Here is a 19,603-nt window from a genome sequence, read left to right as displayed (position 1 = left end):
CGGCTTCAGTTCTGGTGGGACTGGTAGTGCGTGACCGCGTCGGAAGTGCGGCCCGCGCCGTAGACCCGGAGGAACTCTGCCAGTTCCGGGTGGGTCGGGGCGAGGGTGTCCGCGGCCTCGATGATGTCGCCGGCGGCGGCCACCGACCGCAGCAGCGACTGGATCTCGCGGACCACCCGCTTGACCGTGGGCGCACCCGAACTACTGGTCGTCTGCGTGGTGTTGCTGAGCACCGAGCCCCCCTGCGACCTCTTGATCTCGTCCATGCGCTCGGTCGCCTCGGCCGCGCTGACGCTGCCGTCCGCGACCTGTCCCGCCAGCTCCTGCAGCAGCTGCACCCGCTGGACCACGGCCGGATTGCCGATCTTCGCCCGCTGACCGCTCATCAGCTGGGACAGCATCGGCGCGGAAAGGCCCAGCACCCCCGCGAGACGAGCCTGGTTAAGACCAAGATCCTCTATGAGCTTACGGAAGAGCGTCCCCAAAGGCTCTCCGTACCAGTTCCGCTGCAGTTCCCGCGCTCTCGCGGTCGCTTCCTGCTGTGCGGCGTCCATTGCGTCTCCCCATCGCTTCCCCAAAAAAAACGGCGGTTCGCTGTAGCGAACCACGTCGAGCATCTTACGGAGAGTGGTCGTCCGGGGGGACCCCCCATTTCTTGCGAGATACCCGGGGCGACCAGGTAGTCTGGTCTGCGGCGCCCACCGGGATGCGGTTCTCCGGTCGGACGCCTTGCTTCCGGGGCCTTAGCTCAGTTGGTAGAGCGCTGTCTTTGCATGGCAGATGTCAGGGGTTCGACTCCCCTAGGCTCCACTTGTGAAATGCCCTCTGACCTGCGGGAACGCAGTTCCAGAGGGCATTTTTCGTGCCCATCGGTGGGCACGCCGGTGCGCACCGGGAGTGGGCGTGGACCTGGATGTCGAGGGTTTACTCGCTCGTGGCATCCCTTGGCTTGTGTGGTTCCGCGATGAGTGTCATGCGCGAGCTGTTGTCGGGTAGGAAGCCGCTGCGCGGTCGGGCCGTGGTCGATCTGCGCCTCGGCCTCTTCGACTACCGGGACAGCCGCGCCTTGTGTCGGATCGCCGACCTGCTGACCGCGTTGAAGGTGCACGCGGTCGACACTGTCCACCTCGTCCAGTTCGTACGGAGTGGTCGGCTTCGTGCGGAGTGGTCGACGCATGGTCCGGGACGCGTGTGGCGTCGGTTGCCGCGAGCCAGACCGTAGGCAGTCCCGGTGGCGCCAGGACGCTGGACACACCGTGCTCGGTGAGCAGCCGGGCCCGTAAGGCCGGCAGTCCGTCGGCGCCGGTGCGGTACACCCGCGCGACGGCGACCAGGTCGGGGCACGGCGGCCGCCCCGCGAAAGCGGTGGTGAGCAGGGTGATCAGCACGACGGCGACCACCACGGGCAGACGGCGGCGCGGGCCGCGACGCAAAGACGTGCACCTGCAACTCCCCTCGCGCGCCCCGCGCCACACCCACCCACCCGCCGTTCGGCCGAGACCCCGGCCGGTCAGCTCCGGCGTACGACCAGGCCTGCGCGGTAGCCCTCAGGTGCGTCCAGGTCGACGACCCGCCAGCCGTCGGGGGGACGGCCCACATCGCTGAGGTCGTCCAGGTCGAGCGGGCGGTGCAGCCCGGCCCCTATGGCCTTGACGTACGCCTCCTTACGGGTCCACAGGCGGGCGAACGTCCCCGGCCGGTCCTCGGTGCGGGCCGCCGCGAGGTGCTTCTGTTCGGCGGGGTGCAGCACCTGGGCGATGTCCTGCACGGAGTCCGGGGACGAGGGCACCCCCTCGATGTCGACGCCCACCGGGTGCGGCGCGAGCGCGATCAGTACGTGCGGGGCGCTGTGGGAGAGCGAGAAGTGCAGGCTCGGATGGCCGTCGAGCACCGGCTTGCCGTGCGGCCCACCGCACCCGACGCAGGGCAGCCGGGACAGCGGTACGGCGCCGGGGTGACCGCCGAGCACCTGCGCGAGCAGCAGCCGCAGCGACACATGGGCGGTGAGGTACGTGTCACGGTCCCGGTCACGTTGGAAGGACGCCGCCCGCCGCCGCTCCTCCTCGTCGAGGAGAAGCGGTGCGTGGCGGGCGGCATGCCGGTGCTCGTCGCGGGCGTCGGCGTGCCAGGTCTCCCAGGGCGAGGCGAGCGCGCGCGGCGGGCAGGGCGCGGCGAGCGCCTCGGGCACGTGGAAGGTGCGGGACGCCATCGCCTGGTCCCCGCTCACAGCCCGCGCACGAGGCCGCCGTCGCAGCGCACCGCGGTCCCGGTGATGTACGAGGCGGGCGCGCCGCACAGGAACGCGGCGGCCGCGGCGAACTCCTCGGGGCGGCCGTAGCGCCGGGCCGGGATCGAGGCGACCGAGGCCTGCTCGACCTCGGCGGCCGTGCGGCCCGAGCGCTCGGCGTTCGCTGCGTCGAGGGCGGCGGTACGGGCGGTTCTGATGCGGCCGGGCAGCAGCAGGTTGACGGTCACGCCGTCCGCGGCGACCTCGGCGGCCAGCGTCTTGAGGTAGCCGGCCAGGGCCGCGCGGCCGAGATTGGACAGCGCGAGGTTCTCCAGCGGGGCGGCGATCCCGCTGGATCCGACGGCGAGGATGCGGCCCCAACCCCGCTCGCGCATGCCGGGCAGGACCTGCGAGATCAGCCGGATGTGCGGGTGGAGCAGGGTGTCGAGTGCCTCTTCGGCGTCGGTGGCGTCGAGGGCGGATGCGGGGGCGGGCCTCGGGCCCGGGCCGTTCAGTACGAGGACGTCGGGGGCGCCGAACGCGGCGGTCGTCGCCTCGTAGAGCCGTGCGGGACCGTCGTCGGCGAGCAGGTCCGCCTCGACGCCGACGGCGCTCGGCAGCTGCGCGGCGATCTCGGCGGCCCGCTCTCCCCGGCGGCCGCAGACCACCGTGTCGGCGCCTTCCGCGGCCAGCGTCCTGGCGATGGCCTCGCCGATGCCACCGGTCGAAGAACAGACCAGTGCGGTACGGCCGTTGAGACCGAGGTCCATCAGCTGACCTCCGTCTCGGTGCGGCTGGGCGCTGATGCGTCAGGGGCGTTTTCGGGGGCCTTGCGACGCCGGAACAGTGTGTGGCCGACGACCGCGAACAGCGCCCCGCCGAGCATGACCAGTGTGCCGACGAGCTGGATTCCGGTGAACGATTCGTCCAGGAACACGGTCGAGAAGAAGGAGCCGAACACCGGGACCGAGAACATCATCACGGTCGCCGACGACGGGCTCACACTGCGCAGTCCGCGGTAGTAGAAGAGGTAGGCGACGGCAGTCGGACCGACGGCGAGGAAGACGACGTTGGCCCAGGTGGTGCCGGGCACCGTCTGCCAGTCCAGGTCGGCCGCGCCCGGTATCGCGAGCACGATCAGCGCGAGGCCGCCGACGCCCGTGCCCCATGCGGTGGCGCGCAGCGGATCGATCCCCGCGACGAGCGACTTCGACAGAATGCTGTACGCGGCCCAGCAGCCCGCGCCCGCCACGAACACGAGGTCGCCGGCGAGCCGCGTCGACCCGGCCGTCTGGCCGCCGAGCCCCAGGAAGAAGATCACCGCTCCGGCCGCGCCCACCGCGAGCCCGGCGACCCGCGTCCAGGACGCCGTCTCCCGGCGCAGCAGGATCAGGGTGGCCGTGGTCAGGATCGGGCTGAGGACGGGCACGATGATGCTGCCGTCGAGCGAGGGCGCGAGCGAGAGCCCCCAGAAGAAGAAGATGTTGTAGCCGGTCACGCCGAGGAGCCCGGCCAGGCCCGCCCGTACGGCGGCGGCGCGGCCGATCGGCTGCGAGCGGTGCCTGAACAGCACGGCGAGGACGATCAGGAGCAGTCCGCCGCCGCCGAAGCGCAGCGCCGCGGCGACCGCGTGCGGCATGTCCTCCACGACCACCTTGGAACTGGCGAAGGCGCTGCCGAACATCACCATGGTGACGAGCAGGTTCAGATACGGCACGGCCGCGGCGCCTGCCGACGCGCTCTGGGTGGTCAACTCCCCTGCTGTCTGGGCTTTTTGCCGTTTGCTTTCCATAACCACGCACCTTACGAGATCACTTGCCGTTGGTAGGGCCGCCGGCCTCCCCGCTCTCGCGTCACCGCCGTGGCGGGGAGATCGACGGCTTGCGCCAGGACAGGTCCTAGCGCCCGGCGACCCGGTCCAGAACCTCCTCGCCCTCGGGATTGCGCTTCACGCGGATGATCTTCTTGTGCGGGTCGCTGTCCATGACGAGCGGCAGGACGCCGGCCTGGGTGCCGAGCTCCGCGGACGGCGACCACAGCGGGCCGTTGTACAGGGCCTGCAGATCGGTCACGCTCAGCCCGCTGATCCGCTCCAGGCGCGCGGCGACGCCCTCGTCCCGGCCGCCGGCCAGCAGGGTCCTGATCTTCTCCTCGTCCTGCAGCAGCTCGGGGTGCTCGGCGGCGAGGTACTCGTGCAGGTTGGCGGCGCGGCCGGCGAAGGGCGAGTACACCACGCAGACCATCTGCTCGGTGTTGATGCCGAAGGCGACCTCGCCGTACTCGGTCGCGGCCGCGCGCATGGCCTCGACGCCCTCGCCGGTGCGGTAGCGGCGCTCCATCTCCTCGACGAGGTGGTCGGGGAAGTGCTTCTTGCGCATCAGCTCGATGGCGAAGTCGACGTACTGGGCGATGCCCTCCCCGTACGTGCGCCCGTACGCGTGCTCGGTGCGCAGGCCGCGCAGATGGGCCATGAGGGCGGGGTTGGCACAGTCGGACTCGGTGAAGTTGAAGGCGATCTCGTCGAACACGAAGTTCAGGAAGTCCGTCAGGAGCCGCCAGTGGGCCCCCGAGGCGTAGCTCGTGTAGTCGTAGATCGAGAAGAACTCCAGGGCGGGGATCTCGGAGGTGACGCCGCGCTCCTGGACCCGCTCCACGTTCTGCGAGCCGTGGACGTCCTCGAAGTACGCCTGGGCCAGGCCGTTCAGGGTCTCCAGGGTGCCCTTGAATCCCTTCCTGGCGTCGGCCGGCTTCTGCCCCGCGCCGCGGGCCAGCTTGCGGATCCACAGGGCGTAGTCGCGCTGCTCCTGCGGGGAGTCGCCAGTGATGATCAGGTCGACGCCGCCGTCGTGGCGGGCGGCCACGCCGAAGGAGTCGGCGACATTCAGGTTGCAGGCGTTGCAGAAGGTGGCGCGGCCGTCGCCGTAGGAGCGGTGACCGCCCATCAGCATGTCGACCCGGTTGAAGTCGATGAGCTTGTGCGGCATGGCGCGGTCCCGGTCGAAGGGGACGACGGCGTCCCGCTCCACGAGGATCAGCTCGACGTCCGGGTCGTCGTAGAGGCCGAGCGCGGCGTAGCTGCGGTCGATGTTCTGCATCACCTGGTACGGCATCCCGCCGTGGCGCATGGTCGTCACGCGCATCCGGAAGGTCTGGCCGTGCCGCTCGGCGAGGGCCAGGTGGACCGCGCGGACGAAGGCGAGGGCGTAGGCGCTGTCCTTGCCGCCGCCGTACGCGACCATCACCGTGTTCGCGCGCAGTTCGTCCTTGTTCGGCAGGGCGTTGTAGAGCGTGGTGGCACACTCCTGGACCGCCGGCACATCGTTCTCGGGAAGCGCTTTTCGCAGGTTATCCAGTATTTCCGTACGCATCGATATCCTTCCTGACTCCGCGGAGCAGGAGCCGGGGGCTTGTTGCGGTGAGAGAGGGTTTCTTCGGGACTCAAACACCCGGGGTTTCTCCTTCCAAGCCCCCGTCGGGAAATCCGTCAAGTGTGCCCAAAAGTAGGTCTCAAGGCGTCCAGAAAACCGCCTCAAGGGAATCTGTCAGGTTTGTTGGCCGATTCTGAAATGCGGCTCTGACCTGGGGATTCATACCCTTGGATGCAATGCGCGGGCATGGGTCACAAAGGGTGAAACGGACAGTGAATCCGGGGCCTGTTGACCGTGTGAGCGGCCACATGCTTTGTTTCTGCCGGTCACGATAAATTGAGCTTCCTGGGACGGAATATGTCTGCTGCACAGAAACTGCTGCCCGAACCACTGAAGGCAGAAATCCTCGACGCGACGCTGCGCGACGGCTCGTACGCCGTCGACTTCCAGCTCGAGGAGAAGTTCGTGTCCGAGCTCCTCAGCCGCCTCGACGGCACCCCGATCCGGCGGATCGAGATCGGTCACGGCATCGGGTACGAGGCGGAACGCGCCGGCATCAAGGCCTGCAACATCAGCCTTGACCGGTGGTGCGAGATCGCCCGCTCGGAGGTGAAGAAGTCCTCCTGGGGCATGTTCGCCCAGCCCGAGTTCAGCCGGCTCACGACCCTGGAGGACCTGGTCGGACAGGGCATGTCGTTCGTCCGGATCGGCGTGGAGGCGGAGCGCGTCGGGGAACACCTCGACTACATCGAGCGCGCCACCGAAATCTGCGGCGAGGTCTATCTGAACCTGATGAAGACGAGCGCCACCCCGGCCGACGACCTGCTCCCGCTGCTCGACGGTGTCACGACCGGCATCGCGGGCCTGTACGTCGTCGACTCCTACGGCTCGATGCTCCCCGACGACGTACGCCGCTACGTGAGCACCGTCAAGGACTCCTTCCCGGTCATCGGTTTCCACGGCCACGACAATCTCGGTCTGGCGAACGTGAACAGCATCGCCGCGATCGAGGCGGGCGCCACGATCGTGGACGGCTGCCTCAACGGAATCGGCCGCGGTTCCGGAAACGCGGAGACCGAGTCGCTGGCCGGAATCATCAGCCGCGGCGAGGGCGACCGGTTCGACTACAAGGAGCTGGCCCGGCTCGCGGAATTCTGCCGCACCGGTATGCAGGTCATCCCGGAGGACCGGAACCTGCATGTGCTCGGCGGCGTGATCGGAATTCACTCCGGATACTTCCCGCTCATCCGTGAGCTCTCCGCCGAGATCGGTGTCGATGTCGCCCACCTCATGCAGACGGCCTCCGACATCGCGGCGCAGAGCGTGGGCAAGGACGACATCCGCGCCGCTGCACGGCAGCTGGCCGCCTGAGCAGTCTCGTACGGAAGTTACGGGAATTGCGAAAGTCCCGGAATTCACTGCAATCGAATCGACACTTGCGACACTGGGAGAGACACGGTGCGACTCGCACGGTTCAAGAAAGACGGCGGCTACCGGATCTTCGCGGCGGACTCCGCGGGCTGGGTGGCGCTGAGCGACATCGAGGGGTTCGAGGACGTCCGTGGCATCACCGAGCTGCTGGCCGGGGCCCGCATTCAGGAGCTGGCCGCGCGGCTGGCGGACGCGGCGCGCGTAGAGGTCCGGATCGAGGACGCCGCGACCATCGTCGACGGCGGTGACATCTGGGGCGCCGGGCTCAACTACCGCGGCCATGCGGGCGACTTGGAGACGCAGCAGCCGACGTCGGGCCCGGGCTCGTATCTGCGTCCCGGCAACTGCCTCATCGGCAACGGCGGCTGGATCGAGCTGCCGACGCAGAGCAAGAGGGTCACGGCGGAGGCGGAGCTGGGCCTCGTCATCGGAAAGGAGTGCAAGAACGTCCGGCGCGAGAACTGGCGGGACGTCGTGGCCGGTGTCACGGCCGTGCTCGACATGACCGCGGAGGACGTCATCCGCGAGAACCCCCGCTACATCCCGTGGGCCAAGGGGTTCGACACGTTCGCCAGCGTGGGTCCGCAGCTGGTGACGCTCGACGAGTTCGACGACGAGCAGCTCGCGTCGCTGCGGGTGTCGACCGTCCGTAATGACGAGGTCGTCGCCTCCGCGCAGGTCTCCGACATGAAGTACGACCTCGGCTATCTCGTCGAGTACTTCACGGCGGGCCGGACCTTCGCGCCGGGCACAGTCATCTGCACCGGCACGCCCGGGGCCGCCGTGATCACTGCCGGGGACTCCATCACGTCGGTGGTCGAGGGTGTGGGCGTGCTCGCCCACACCGTGAAGTGAACGGCGAAGTGACGGGCAGTGACAGGCGAGGGACAGCACGCAATATGAGCGCACAGCAGCAGATATCAGTCGCCGAGGCGATCGAGCGCGTCATCCGGGACCACCCCACGCGCCCGGCCGTGGAGTCCGCGAACGGAGTGCTCGACTACCGCGCATTCGGCGATCACATCGAGAAGTTCACGGCACAGCTCGACGAGTTCACCGCACCCGGCGAGTTCATCGGCATCGAGGCCGTACGGACCTCGGGCTCCGTCATCGCCATGGCGGGCGCGCTGCGGGCCGGCCGCCCCTTCGTCTTCGTCGACCCGCGCGACAGCGTCGCCTCGAACCAGACCAAGATCTCCGCGCTCGGCGTCCGCATGGTCGCCACCACCCCCGCCGGATCCGATGTGCCCGAGCTGATGGTGGCGCGCGAGGAGTGGCGTACGGGCGGGGTGGAGAACCGGATCGCGGCCGCCGGGGATCTCACCGGGGACACGGACCGGATCGGTTACGCCATCCACACCTCGGGTTCCACGGGCGAGCCCAAGTGCGTGCTCGTCCGCGTCGGTCCGCTGGCGGCGGTGATCCGTGACCATGTCCGCGTCCTGGAGGTGGACACCGACACCCGCACCCTTCAGTTCGCCCGCCTCACCTTCGACGGCTGCCTCACCGAGATCCTGTGGACCCTGACCGGGGGCGGGTGCCTGGTGGTGCTCGACGAGTCCCTGCTCGGACCGGGTCCCGTCCTGCGGAACACCCTTGAGCAGTACGGCATCACGCATCTGAAGACGACCCCGTTCGCGCTGACCGCGACCGAGCCGACCGACGCCATGAGCCTGCGGCACGTGATCAACGGCGGTGGCGCGTGCCGGCAGGCCGTGGTGCAGAAGTGGTCTCAGCGGACGGCGTTCCACAACGCGTACGGGACCACCGAGACCACCATCTGCACCTTCCTCACCGGTGTCCTGGACCCCGCGGACTGTGCCGAGTCGGTGCCGCTGGGCGACGTGGTGGGCGACTGCGGCTACGAGATCGCCGCACTGCCCGCCGAGGACGGTGACGCGGCCACCACGGCGGCCACCTCCCGTGGTGAGCTCGTCATCACCGGTGAGAGCGTCGCCGTCGGCTATCTGACCGCGCAGGGTGTGCGACGCTTCGTCGACGAGCGTGGCAACCGCGTCTACCACACCGGCGACATCGTCGAACTCCGCGACGGGCAGGTGCACTTCGTCGAACGCCTCGACCGGCAGCTGAAGGTACGGGGCTACCGCATCGACCCCGGCGAGGTGGAGATCGCGGCCTGCCGGCTGCCGTCCGTCGTGGAAGCGGTGGTGACCGCCGAGGCGTACGAGAGCACCGCGGACGGCGGCGCGGACGCGCTGGTCTGCTACTACCTGGGCTCCGCAGGGCCGCGCGAGGTGCGCGCCCACCTCGCGGCCGTCCTCGACACCTACAAGGTGCCGTCGGTGGTCAAGCAGATCGAGACGGTGCCCTACACCCGCAACGGAAAGGTCGACCGGGACGCCCTGCGGGCGACGCGCACCGGCTCCGCCGAGGCGCCCGCCGCCGCGGACCCGCAGGAACAGATCCTCGCCCTGGTACGGCAGCTGACCGGCGCGGACGACGTCGTCCTCGACGACAACTTCTTCGAGGTCGGAGGCGACTCGGCCTCCACGGTGATCCTCGTCAAGAAACTGAAGGCGCTCGGCTGGATGGACGCCGGTGTCGGCGACGTACTGCGCGCGGACGACCTGCGGACCCTCGCCGACCAACTGCGTGATCGGAGCGTGTGACGCAATGTGTGGAGTGTGCGGGACCTACGCCCCCGATGGCCGGCTCGACCGCGGTGTCGCCGTCGACATGCACGACCGGCTCATCCACCGCGGGCCCGACGAGACCTATTCGCTCAACACCGACGTACTGTCGGCCAAGCTCGTCCGCCTCGGCATGAACGGCATCACGGACGGCTGGCAGCCGGCCGAGGACCGCAGCGGACGCTACGTCGCCATGACGAACGGCGAGATCTACAACGCCCAGGCCCTGCACGCCCGGCTGGGCTCCGCCGGGGGCGCGAACCGGGTGGACGTCGCTGTCGTCCCCGAGCTCGTGGCCCGGTACGGAGTCCAGGGGCTCGGCCTGATCGACGGCCAGTTCGCCACGATCGTCCTCGACCGCGCCGAGAACGATGTGTTCCTGGCCAGGGACCGGTTCGGCATCTGCCCGCTGTACTACGCGGTGACCGGCTCCCAGCTGCACTTCTGCTCGGAGATCAAGCCGCTCGTGCAGTCGGTCCCCGAGGCGTGGAAGGTGGATCTCGGGGCGGTGGACCAGTACTTCTCGCTGGGGAACATCGTCGCGCCGCGCACCCTGGTGCAGGGCGTCGCCGCGGTGCCGCCGGGATCCGCCGTACGGTTCGGGCCCGGCCTCGAGCCTCGTACCGAACGCTATTGGCGCTACGGAGACTTCGCGGCCACCGCCGAACCCATACCGGACGAGGAGATCCGGGACACGCTGCGGCAGGCGGTCAAGGACCGGCTGCACGCCGACGTGGAGATCGGCGCCTACCTCAGCGGCGGCTTCGACTCCACGGCGATCGTCACCGAGGTGTCAGGACTTCGCTCCTCGCCGCTGCGCACCTTCTCCGCGGTCTTCGACGACCCGGCGCTCGACGAGGGACGTTTCCAGCGGGAGGTGGCGGCGACCGTCGGCAGCAAGCACGAGCAGGTGCTGGTCAGCCGGGCCGACATCACCGAGAAGTTCGAGCAGATGGTCCGGCACTGCTGCTACCCGCAGCGTGAGACGTACAACGTGGCCGCCATGATGCTGGCGGACACCGTGCGGGCCACCGGGATCAAGGGCGTCGTCTCCGGCGAGGGCGCCGACGAACTGTTCTTCGGCTACGACTCGTACGCCTTCGACAGCGCGGCACGGACCGGCCGTGGAGCCCGCGCGGAGAACGAACAGGCCTGGGGCCGGGCCGACTTCGGCTGGGAGGTCGACTGGCGCAGACTGGCCGGGCGGCGTACGGACTATCTGACCCCGCAGGTGCGGGAGGCCCTGGTCGGGCAGGAGTTCTGGCGGACCCGGCTCATCCCGTTCTCCGACGAGGAGGTCGCGTCGCTGTCGCGGATGCAACTGCGCTCGGTGGCCGACGTGTACGTCCAGCTGTCCGGGCATCTGCTCGGTGACCACGGCGACTCCATGCTGATGGGCAGCTCGGTCGAGGGACGCTATCCGTTCCTCGGCAACGGCATCGTCGCGCTCGCCCAGCGCACCGGCGACGGGCAGAAGATGGTCGACTTCGAGGGCAAGGCGTGCCTGAAGTCGGCGTACGAGGGCATCGTCCCCGAGTCCGTTCTGCGCCGAGGCAAACACGGGTTCACCGCGTACGACCTGCGCGATGTCACGGACCGGCGCACCTGGGACCGCTGGCGCGACCTCGTCGAGGCCGGGGGGATCTTCCCCACCGGCTGCCTGGACACCGATCCGCGCTCAAGGGCCGCGGAGAAATGGGACTTCAGGCTCAGCGCCATCAGCATCGCCATCGTGATGGACGAACTCGGGCTGGCCCTGTGATCCCCGATGTGGCCGTCTTCCCGGGCGCAGGATCGTTCGGCGGCGAGTTCAAGGAGCTGCTCGCCGGGGTGGGGCGTCCGGCCTGGCTGGTGCGCTACCCGGGGCGGTTCGGCAGGGACTTCGGCCGGCCCGCCGGGTCGTTCGAGGAGGCGGTGACCGCCTGCGCCGACCAGGTGCGGCGCAAGGCGGGGGCCGCACCCCTGCTCGTCGGCCACAGCTACGGGGCGTACCTGGCGTACGCCACGGCCGCTCGCCTGGTGGACCAGGGGCAGGCGGTGGCGGGCCTGGTGGTCATCGGCGCCGACGCACCCCAGGTGGTCTCGGTGGACGAGGCGGCGACCCGGGGCCTGCCGGAGACCGCCGCCTACCTGGAGAGCATCGACCCGGGCCTGCTGCCGCCGGAGGATTCGTCCGACGGGTGGCGGGAGGTCGTGGTGGAGGCCGCGCGAGCGGATCTGCGGTTGCTCAAGGAGTTCACGACGGCGCCGCACCGGGACGTCAGCTGTCCGGTGGCCGTGGCACACGGCGCGTCGGACCCGCTGGTGTCCGAAGCCGGTACCGCGGCGTGGGCGGCGGCCACCAGCGGCGGCTGCACCCGGCAGGTCTTCCCCGGCGGCCACGCCGACCTGCTGGTTTCGCCCCGACTCACCACCTGGATCCGGGAGGTGAGGCAACGGACGGGCGACTGAGCGGGACGGGCGGCCGGTGCGTCCCGTCGGCGCTTCTCCACGCCGGTGCAAGGACAGGGGACCGGGAGAGGTGAGCGCCGCGTCACCTCCCCGAAACATCTCGGCTCAGCGGATCCGCCGGCTGTCCGACGGGTCGTGCGGCGCCACCGGCCGGAGCCCAAGCGGTGTGGTCAGGTCCGCTTGTCCGGGCATCACGCCCGACGGGAAGGTCGGAGCACTGCAAGCCGACCGACCACACGGCAGGGGACGACACCCGATGATTCCGACCGTCACCCACGACAACGAAGCTGTGATCGCCGAGCTGGGCGCGGAGGTGTTCGCCCCGCTGCGTAGGGCGGACCAGCGCAGAACGGCCATGGAGTATCTCCGCGCCATGCTGAGCGTCAACGGCCGCAAGAACGCCCGCAATCTCGCCACCTCCGTCGCGAGCCCGGCGGCGGAACAACGGTTCCACCACTTCGTCGCCAGTTCCTGCTGGGAGTGGCAACCCGTCCGCGAGGCACTGACCGGCTTCCTGGAACGGGTCGCACCTCCCAGGTCCTGGGTCACGCGCCCGCTCGTCCTGCCCAAGACCGGCGACTGCTCGGTCGGCGTGGAGCGCCGGTACGTACCGGAGGCGGGGCAGAGCATCAACGCCCAGCTGGGATGGGGGCTCTGGCAGGTGTCCAACGGGTTCGAGGTGCCCGTGAACTGGTACCTGGACCTGCCCACCAGCTGGCTGTGCGACCCGGTCCGCCGGGAACGCTCCCGCATCCCGGACGACTACGTTCCGCCGGCGACCCTTGAGGACGGGGCGGTGCGCATGGTCCTGGAGACCGTGGGGCGCCGTCCCTCGCGGCTGCGCCCGGTGATCTCGGACGCACGGCACACCGCACTCCCGGCGCTGGTCCGCGGCCTCGGTACGGCGCGCGTCCCCATGCTCCTGCGCATCAACGGCTCGGTGCCTGTCGTACTCGCCGACCGGATGCTGCGCGGCTTCAACTGCTCCCCGCTCCCCGCCCATCAGCTGCTCTGCACGGCGGGCAGCCAAGTCAGGACCTCGCTCAGGCCCGGCGGGAGGGGCTCGGTGGCCGCACTGCGGGTGCTGCTGCCCGGCTACACCGACGCCCCCGGCGGCCGCGGTGCGCTGACCCTGGTCGGCCAGTGGTCCGGCGCCGACCGCTGGCCCGACCAGATGTGGCTCACCGACATCGCGGCCCCCTCCCCCGTACTCCATGAGGCGAGCCGGCTGCCCGAACCGCATGCCGCGGCGCTGGAGCGGGCCGCCGATCTGGGGCTGCGCGACTACGGCGGCCGCTCCTTCCAGGGGTGGCACCGGCACATGACGATGGTGTCGGTGGCCCTGGCCGCCCGGGCCCTGACCACGGCCCCCGGAGCCCCGGCCCCCGAGGTCCCGGTGCCGGGCCTGCCGGGGCAGGGCCGCTTGCTGGCGGCCTGATCCGGGACTCCGCTGCCCGAGGTCCCGGTGACCGGCCTGCCCGGTCAGGGGCGCCGAGGTCCCGGTGACCGGCCCGCCCGGTCAGGGGCGCTTGCTCACCGCCTGGTCCGCCCGCTGCCATGCCGGGTCCGGGTCGTCCGTGGCGTTGGCCGCGTCCGGGAGGTCCGCGGCAGCCAGGAGGGCCACGGCAGTCGGGGTGTCCAGGTGGCCCGGTGCGTCCTTGGGGCCCAGGGACTGCCTGATCCGGTGGATGCGCAGGGCCAGTTGTATCTCCAGGGACCTGGCCTGCTCCTGCCAGCCCGCGCCGAGCAGTTCGGTCACCCGCTCCAGGCGCCGGGACACGGTGTTGGGGTGGATGAAGAGCTGTTCGGCGGCGCGGGTCGGACTGCCGCCGGACAGGAAGTACGCGTCCAGCGTGACGGCGAGATCCGCCGAGCGCTGGGTGTCGAAGTCCAGGACCGGGCCGATGGTGTGGCGGACGAACCCGTCCACGTCCCGCTCCTCGGTGAGCAGCATGGTCAGCGAGCCCAGATCCCGGGCGGAGGCCACACAGGACGTGGCGCCGAGGGTGGCGAGCGCACCCAGAGACCGCAGCGCACGCCGGTACGCCCGGGTCACCGGCTCGGGCCCGGTCACCGGACCGTCGACACCCACGGTCATCGGGCAGCGGGCGGCCGTCGCCTGCTCGATGGTGGCCTGCCCGGCCGCCATGGCGTCCTCGCCCGCGAGGAGCAGGACCACATGGTCGTCGCGGCACACGTGCAGACCCTGCCGGTCGCGGGCGTACGCCCGGGCCCAGGCCCGTACCCGGTCGGTCATCCCGTCCGCGGGCCGGGCCGCGAGCACCACGTACGGCTCCCCCAGGTCGAGGCCTGCCGTGCGGGCCCGGTTCCGCAGTCGGCCGACCGAGCCGGGTCCCGGCGTGAGCAGCGCCTCGAGGAGTTCCTCATGGACCGCCGGGTCCTCGGGTCCGCCGCGGCGCCGCATCACCAGGGCGGTGACACGCGCACAGGCGTACAGGAGCCGGGACGTGTCCTCGTCCAGGGGCTCGTTGCGGTGCAGCACGAGCTGCCCGAGCTGGGCGCGGTCCGAGAAGACCGGGGCCACCCAGTGGTCCGTACCGCAGGCGACGACCCGCCGGTCGGCGTGTGCCTCCAGCGCCGATGCGCGCAGCGTGGCCGGCTCGGGCGGGGTCTGCGGGGGGAGGCCTGCGGTGCTGCGGGTCTTGCCGTCGGCGTCCTCCAACAGGACGCTTCCGTCGAGGAGTTCGGCGATCACGGTCAGCAGCTGCTGTGGTCCCGCGCCGTCGGCCACCTCGTCGAGGAGCGCCGACTGGGCGCGGGCCAGGCGCTGGGCCACCCGCAGTTGCCGTTCCACGGCATGGGCGTCCTGCGCGATGGAGCGGGCCTCGGTGCGGACGCCCTCCATCGATTTCATGGTGTCGAGCGCGGCCGCCGCCATCTCGCCGAGCGCACCCATCTGTGCCACTTCCTCGGGCGTGAAGTGGCGTACGGCGCGGTGTCCCGCGTAGAGGGAGCCGAGGTAGGTGCCGTTGCTGCTCAGGGGTACGACGATGATGGCCCGCAGCCCCTCCGCCTGTACCGTCTCGTCGATCGCCGGGGAGTGCGTGATGGTGCTGTCGTTCAGATAGTCCGGAGTCCAGTAGGGGGCGCCGGTCGAGCTCGCGGCGTTGCCGAGACCGCCCTTGCCCGGCACGATGAAGCCGGGGGTGAGGGCCGAGCAGTGGCCGTCCACGGCCTGCACCGTGCCCGTGCCGGTGGCGGGGTTGTACAGGCTGATGTACGCCATGTCGAGGCTGAACAGGGTGCGGGCGCGGCGGCACGTCAGCCGGAGCAGCTCGTTGAACTCGTGCGGGCGGATGAACTCGCGGGCGGCGTCGAGCAGGGCCGCGTGCCGGGTGTCCCGCTCCTGCCGCCGCTGGAAGTTGCCCTGGATGTCCCAGGCGAGCCGGCGGACCTGTTCGAGCGCGGCCAGGGTCTCGGGGGCCGCGCCTGCTCTGCGGGCGGACGCCACGGGTTCGTCGAACCGGGCGGGGTGGGCTTCGGCCGCCAGCAGCTCCAGATACTCGAGAGCGCCGGCGAAAAGTTTCTGCTCCTGTCGTTCACCCACGGTCGCCCCACCAACCTCTCCGCAAAAACGATCTAGGCAGAGGCCGATGCTAATGCGGGAGTGGTGACCTGAGCACGGCGTCCCAATGGGCGGAACAGATAAGGGAATCGAGATCGGCTCCGGTGTGATCCGGTCACTGTCAAAGCCCTCGAAGAGGTGGCGGGACCGCCTCGACCGGGCCCTTCGCTCTCCTCCAATGTGATGCCCCGGTGCCGACGTCCCGTTCCCCCGTTCTCTCTCAGCGAGGTTCTCGTGCAGCAGGCGCAGCAGACCCAGCAGACCCAGCAGGTTCGGAGCTACGAGCGTTCCCTCGCCCGGTGTGCCGAGTCCCGGACCCGGGCCGACCGCCCCCGTGTCTTCACGATGGAGGGACGCGAATGGGACCTCTTGGACGGGGTGTTCGCCCCCGTCCACTCGCCGTCCACCCGCGTCGGCCTGGAGTTCCTCGGCATGACGGGCCCCGCCGCACCGGCCGTGGCCGACCGTGGCAGCTTCCTCGAAGTGGGCTGCGGTACGGGCCTCATCGCGGTGCTCGCCGCGCTGCGCGGCCACGACCGGGTGGTCGCCACCGACATCAACGCCGAGGCGGTCCGGAACGCGGAGCTCAACATCGCCCGGCACGACGTCGGGGGCCGGGCGCGCGCCGTGCACAGTGACCTGTTCGGCGCCCTGCCGGAGGGCGATCGGTTCGACACCGTCTTCTGGAGCTCCAACTACGTTCTCGCTCCAGCCGGTTACCGCTACCAGCACGACCACGAGCGCGCCTACGTGGACCCCGGATACCTCACTCACAGCCGCTTCCTGGCGGAGGCACCGCACTGGACCACCCCCGGCGGCCGGGCGCTGCTGCACTTCAGCAGCCGCGGCGACATGAGCCAGTTGCGGCGCATCGCGGAGGAGACCGGCAGGGACCTGGTGGAGCTCGGTGTGTCGATCGTCATGGAGAACGACGAGCCCGTGTCGCACTACCTGTTCCAGATCACGGAGCAACTTGACTGACTCTGACCCGACTTGACGGTCATTAGGGCATCGAATCGTCGTCTTCGTACCGCGTGGACATACTCGGCTCCATTCCCACGGCACACCGCCGAAGGAGCGGACCGAGAGGAGACGGACATGGCGCAGGGGAGCCTGCTGGATCGGCTGCTCGGACCGTGCCCGCCGCCGTTCGCCCTGCTGTACCGGCCGGTGTCGGGGTCCCGCGACCACATCGATGTCCTGCTCGTGGGTGACATCACCACCGTGGCGTCCCCGTCCGGCATCCCCCTGCCCGCTCCTTCGGTCGCCGCGGACGGCGGCGAGGGCACCGTCCGGCACGACGTACTGGTCCTGGCGCCGCCCGGGCAGGACGGTGCCGGGCTGCTCGCGCTCACCGTCACCGGCCGGGCCGTACTGCCCCTGCTCGCGCTCGGGGCGCGCGGAGCGCTCCCCGAACTCGACGTGTTCCGGCGTCTGGCGGAGAACGGGAGGGGAGCGTACTGGACGTACCTCATCCACACCGGCGACCGCACACTGGTCGGCACGGGGGTGGCGCCGCACCTCACCCTGCGCGCCGGTGCCGCCGTGCTGCACAGGCTCGGCGGTACCTACCGCGCCACCGGCGAGGACCCGCCCGGCCGCGCCGGGATGCTCGGCCCGCTCGCCGACCGCGCCGACCGCGCCGACACCGACCGGGCCCGCCTGGCTCTCGACGAGGGACTGATGGCGCTGGCCCGGCTCTGCCTTGACGGGGTGCGGGTGCGCGGACCCTGGCTCAGGGAGACGGCGACAGCTGCCAGGACGGAATACGCGGTCGAGGGCCGCTGTCACCGCGATCCGCGTGAGCTGCTCGATGCGGCCCTGCCCGCGCCGGGCTTCGCCGCACTCATCGGACGCGACCGGCACGGCGCCGCAGCGATCGACTCCACTGTCCTCACGCCCGGGGCCGAGAGCACGGCCCGCACGGGCGGTCTCGCCGCGCACCCCCGGGTCAGGGCGGAGCTGGAGGCACGTAACAGCGCACTCGCCGGATTCTGGTTCGGGGACAGGGACGGTCTGCCCCACCGCGGTCTGGCCGGCCGCCGGGCGCTGGTGATCGACGCCGGTGACCGCTTCACCCCGATGCTCGTTCATCAGTTCACCGCGCTCGGGCTCGACCCCAGCGTGCGGCGCCTGGACGAGCCGCACCGCACGACCGGCTACGACCTGCTGGTCCTCGCGGGCGGCCACGGCGACCCGCGGCTGACCAGCCGCCCGGGCATCGCCCGGCTGCGCGACACCGCCGGGCACCGACTGGCCGAGCGCCGCCCCCTCTTCGCCGTCGGCCTCGGCCATCAGGTGACGGCGGGGCTGCTCGGCCTCGGCCTGTTTCGCCGGGACACGCCACGGCGCGGCCTCCAGCGCACCATCGAGCTGGACGGGCGCCGCGAACAGGTCGGCTTCCACGACACGTTCGCCGTGCGCGGCGGCAGCGACCGGTTCGTCGTCCCCGAGCTCGACCGTCCGGTGGAGGCCGACCGCGATCCGCTGACGGGTGAGGTGTACGCGCTGCGCGGAACGTTCTTCGCCTCCGTGCAGTTCCGTCCCGAATCCGTCCTCACCCGTCACGGCGTCCGCATCATGGGCTCGCTCATACAGGATCTGCTTCGTGGCAGCGGTCCCGCAGCAGGGCCAGGAGCGCCCCGATCCGCGTGAACCCGCGCTCCAGGTCCGGGAGCGCGCCGCTGAGGCTCAGCCGGAAGCAGCGGGTGGCGTGACCCGGCAGGCCGGGGACGCCGGCGGTGCCGAAGAAGTGGCGCCCGGGAACGATGAACACCCCTTCTTCCTTCAGCAGCCGATAGAAGTCCAGGTCGTCGAACCACTCATGGTCGACCCAGAGCCAGCAGAACATGCCGCCGTCGCCCTCGTGCAGCCGCCAGTCCACGTCGTCCGGGAGCAGGCTGTGCAGCAGCGCCTCGGCCGCCTGGCGCTTGTCGCGGTAGTAGGGGCTGATCACCTTCTGGGTGAGGACGTCGAGTTCGCCGCTGTCCAGCGCCCGCTCCACGACCGCCTGTATGGTCTGCGGCGCGTGCAGCACGGTGTTGGCCATGAAGGACACCATGGCCGAGACGGCGTCGGCGGGGCCGATCGCGAAGGCGATGCGCTCGCCCGGCAGACCGGCCTTGGAGAGTGTGAAGCAGTTGATCACGCGCGGGTGGTGGACCGGGTCCAGGGCGTCGCCCGTCAGCATCGGGAAGGGCCGCCCGTAGGCGTGGTCCACGACGAGCAGGGCGTCGTGCCGCTCGACCGTGTCGATGAGGTTGTCCAGCTCCGCCGCGGTCAGGCTGCGTCCGGTGGGGTTGCCCGGGCTCGACACCAGCATCATGCCCATGTCCGGAACCTGCTGGAGGGCGTCGGCGTCCAGGGCGTACCGGAAGGACCGCTCACCGTGCGGCACGACGGTCGCGCCGACGCCGACGGTCGCGGAGCCGACCAGGTTGAGGCCCTGGTAGCCGGTGTAGTCGGGGACGCAGGGCAGAACCAGGGGCCGGTGCCCGCTTCCGGCCGGCCCGGTCGGTCCGGTCGGCCCGGTGAACAGGGTGGTGGCGACGAAACACAGCATCTGGCTGCCGGGTCCCACCACGACGTTCTCGGGGCCGATGGACCAGCCGTAGGCGGCGTTGAAGTAGCGCACGACGGCGTCCACCAGGGAGTGCGTACCGCGCGACGGGCCGTAGTGCCCGCCGGACTCGGGGAAGTCCGTGGCCAGGGCCGCGGCCGACAGGCGCTGCCAGGTCTCGAGCACCTCGGGGATGGGTGAGGGGTTGCCCACGCTGAGGTTGGCTCCGGTGCCGTCGCCGGAGGAGCCCGTCGTGGTGGCGATGTCCTCCATGAGGCTGCGGATGCCGGAGGGGCGGGACATCTGGTGTCCCCAGGTGGAGAGCTGCAC

Annotated in this window: 15 protein-coding genes, 1 tRNA gene and 1 pseudogene; 10 read left to right on the top strand and 7 right to left on the bottom strand. The window is 70.6% G+C overall.

What is annotated here, in order from left to right:
- Positions 1 to 5 precede the first annotated feature (5 nt).
- Positions 6 to 554: a DNA-binding protein gene (locus tag ABT114_RS06185; RefSeq protein WP_351139122.1), complete on the bottom strand. Its 549-nt coding sequence runs from the start codon at positions 552 to 554 to the stop codon at positions 6 to 8.
- A 183-nt stretch (positions 555 to 737) separates the two neighbouring features.
- Between ABT114_RS06185 and ABT114_RS06180 the strand changes: the two genes are divergently transcribed.
- Together ABT114_RS06180 and ABT114_RS06175 are read left to right on the top strand one after the other, a co-directional pair.
- Positions 738 to 810 (top strand) — tRNA-Ala (locus ABT114_RS06180).
- Between the two features lie 139 nt (positions 811 to 949).
- A pseudogene (locus ABT114_RS06175) lies at positions 950 to 1,114 on the top strand (ATP-binding protein); the annotation flags it as partial.
- Between the two features lie 396 nt (positions 1,115 to 1,510).
- Here ABT114_RS06175 and ABT114_RS06170 read toward each other — a convergent pair.
- The 4 genes from ABT114_RS06170 to ABT114_RS06155 all read right to left on the bottom strand — a co-directional run bounded on the left by ABT114_RS06170 (position 1,511) and on the right by ABT114_RS06155 (position 5,595).
- Positions 1,511 to 2,209, bottom strand: a complete 699-nt coding sequence (locus ABT114_RS06170) for a 4'-phosphopantetheinyl transferase family protein (RefSeq protein ID WP_351139120.1) — start codon at positions 2,207 to 2,209, stop codon at positions 1,511 to 1,513.
- Positions 2,210 to 2,223: 14 nt separating this feature from the next.
- Complete coding sequence (locus ABT114_RS06165) at positions 2,224 to 2,997, bottom strand: SDR family oxidoreductase (RefSeq protein WP_351139117.1); 774 nt, start codon at positions 2,995 to 2,997, stop codon at positions 2,224 to 2,226.
- A complete protein-coding gene (locus ABT114_RS06160; protein WP_351139115.1) occupies positions 2,997 to 3,980 on the bottom strand; it encodes a DMT family transporter in 984 nt (327 codons plus the stop codon). Before ABT114_RS06160 ends, ABT114_RS06165 begins: the two co-directional genes overlap by 1 nt.
- 145 nt (positions 3,981 to 4,125) lie before the next feature.
- Positions 4,126 to 5,595, bottom strand: coding sequence for a PqqD family protein (locus tag ABT114_RS06155; RefSeq protein WP_351139113.1), 1,470 nt, complete (start codon positions 5,593 to 5,595; stop codon positions 4,126 to 4,128).
- Between the two features lie 357 nt (positions 5,596 to 5,952).
- Between ABT114_RS06155 and ABT114_RS06150 the strand changes: the two genes are divergently transcribed.
- From ABT114_RS06150 to ABT114_RS06125, 6 genes are all read left to right on the top strand, one after another.
- Entirely contained in the window at positions 5,953 to 6,966 is a 1,014-nt protein-coding gene (locus ABT114_RS06150) for a hydroxymethylglutaryl-CoA lyase-like TIM-barrel protein (RefSeq protein ID WP_351139112.1), read from the top strand.
- 87 nt (positions 6,967 to 7,053) lie between these two features.
- Positions 7,054 to 7,881 carry a fumarylacetoacetate hydrolase family protein gene (locus ABT114_RS06145; protein WP_351139111.1) on the top strand — a complete coding sequence of 276 codons (828 nt, stop codon included), beginning with the start codon at positions 7,054 to 7,056 and terminating at the stop codon, positions 7,879 to 7,881.
- Between the two features lie 44 nt (positions 7,882 to 7,925).
- The gene (locus ABT114_RS06140; RefSeq protein ID WP_351139110.1) at positions 7,926 to 9,656 is read left to right on the top strand and encodes a non-ribosomal peptide synthetase; all 1,731 of its coding nucleotides are present in this window, start codon (positions 7,926 to 7,928) and stop codon (positions 9,654 to 9,656) included.
- 4 nt (positions 9,657 to 9,660) lie between these two features.
- Positions 9,661 to 11,439 (top strand): asparagine synthase (glutamine-hydrolyzing), encoded by a 1,779-nt coding sequence (asnB, locus tag ABT114_RS06135; RefSeq protein ID WP_351139108.1) that lies wholly within the window; start codon positions 9,661 to 9,663, stop codon positions 11,437 to 11,439.
- Positions 11,436 to 12,128: a thioesterase II family protein gene (locus ABT114_RS06130; protein ID WP_351139106.1), complete on the top strand. Its 693-nt coding sequence runs from the start codon at positions 11,436 to 11,438 to the stop codon at positions 12,126 to 12,128. The genes asnB and ABT114_RS06130 overlap by 4 nt, the downstream gene beginning before the upstream one ends.
- A gap of 256 nt (positions 12,129 to 12,384) precedes the next feature.
- Positions 12,385 to 13,566 carry an IS701 family transposase gene (locus ABT114_RS06125; protein WP_351139104.1) on the top strand — a complete coding sequence of 394 codons (1,182 nt, stop codon included), beginning with the start codon at positions 12,385 to 12,387 and terminating at the stop codon, positions 13,564 to 13,566.
- Positions 13,567 to 13,647: 81 nt separating this feature from the next.
- Here ABT114_RS06125 and ABT114_RS06120 read toward each other — a convergent pair whose 3' ends face one another.
- The gene (locus tag ABT114_RS06120) at positions 13,648 to 15,696 is read right to left on the bottom strand and encodes a helix-turn-helix domain-containing protein (RefSeq protein ID WP_351139102.1); all 2,049 of its coding nucleotides are present in this window, start codon (positions 15,694 to 15,696) and stop codon (positions 13,648 to 13,650) included.
- Positions 15,697 to 15,948: 252 nt separating this feature from the next.
- Here ABT114_RS06120 and ABT114_RS06115 point away from each other — a divergent pair, with 252 nt between their 5' ends.
- Positions 15,949 to 16,695, top strand: a complete 747-nt coding sequence (locus ABT114_RS06115; protein ID WP_351139100.1) for a methyltransferase domain-containing protein — start codon at positions 15,949 to 15,951, stop codon at positions 16,693 to 16,695.
- Positions 16,696 to 16,812: 117 nt separating this feature from the next.
- Positions 16,813 to 18,369 carry a glutamine amidotransferase-related protein gene (locus tag ABT114_RS06110; protein ID WP_351139098.1) on the top strand — a complete coding sequence of 519 codons (1,557 nt, stop codon included), beginning with the start codon at positions 16,813 to 16,815 and terminating at the stop codon, positions 18,367 to 18,369.
- On the opposite strand, the gene ABT114_RS06105 is transcribed toward ABT114_RS06110, so the two are convergent.
- A complete protein-coding gene (locus ABT114_RS06105) occupies positions 18,305 to 19,603 on the bottom strand; it encodes an aminotransferase class I/II-fold pyridoxal phosphate-dependent enzyme (protein WP_351139096.1) in 1,299 nt (432 codons plus the stop codon). The two genes, ABT114_RS06110 and ABT114_RS06105, sit on opposite strands and share 65 nt — an antisense overlap.

Source organism: Streptomyces sp. NPDC002088 (assembly GCF_040296605.1).
GTDB lineage: Bacteria > Actinomycetota > Actinomycetes > Streptomycetales > Streptomycetaceae > Streptomyces.
The sequence above is the reverse complement of the archived record's forward strand: the minus strand, read 5'-3'. Positions and strand labels throughout refer to the sequence as shown.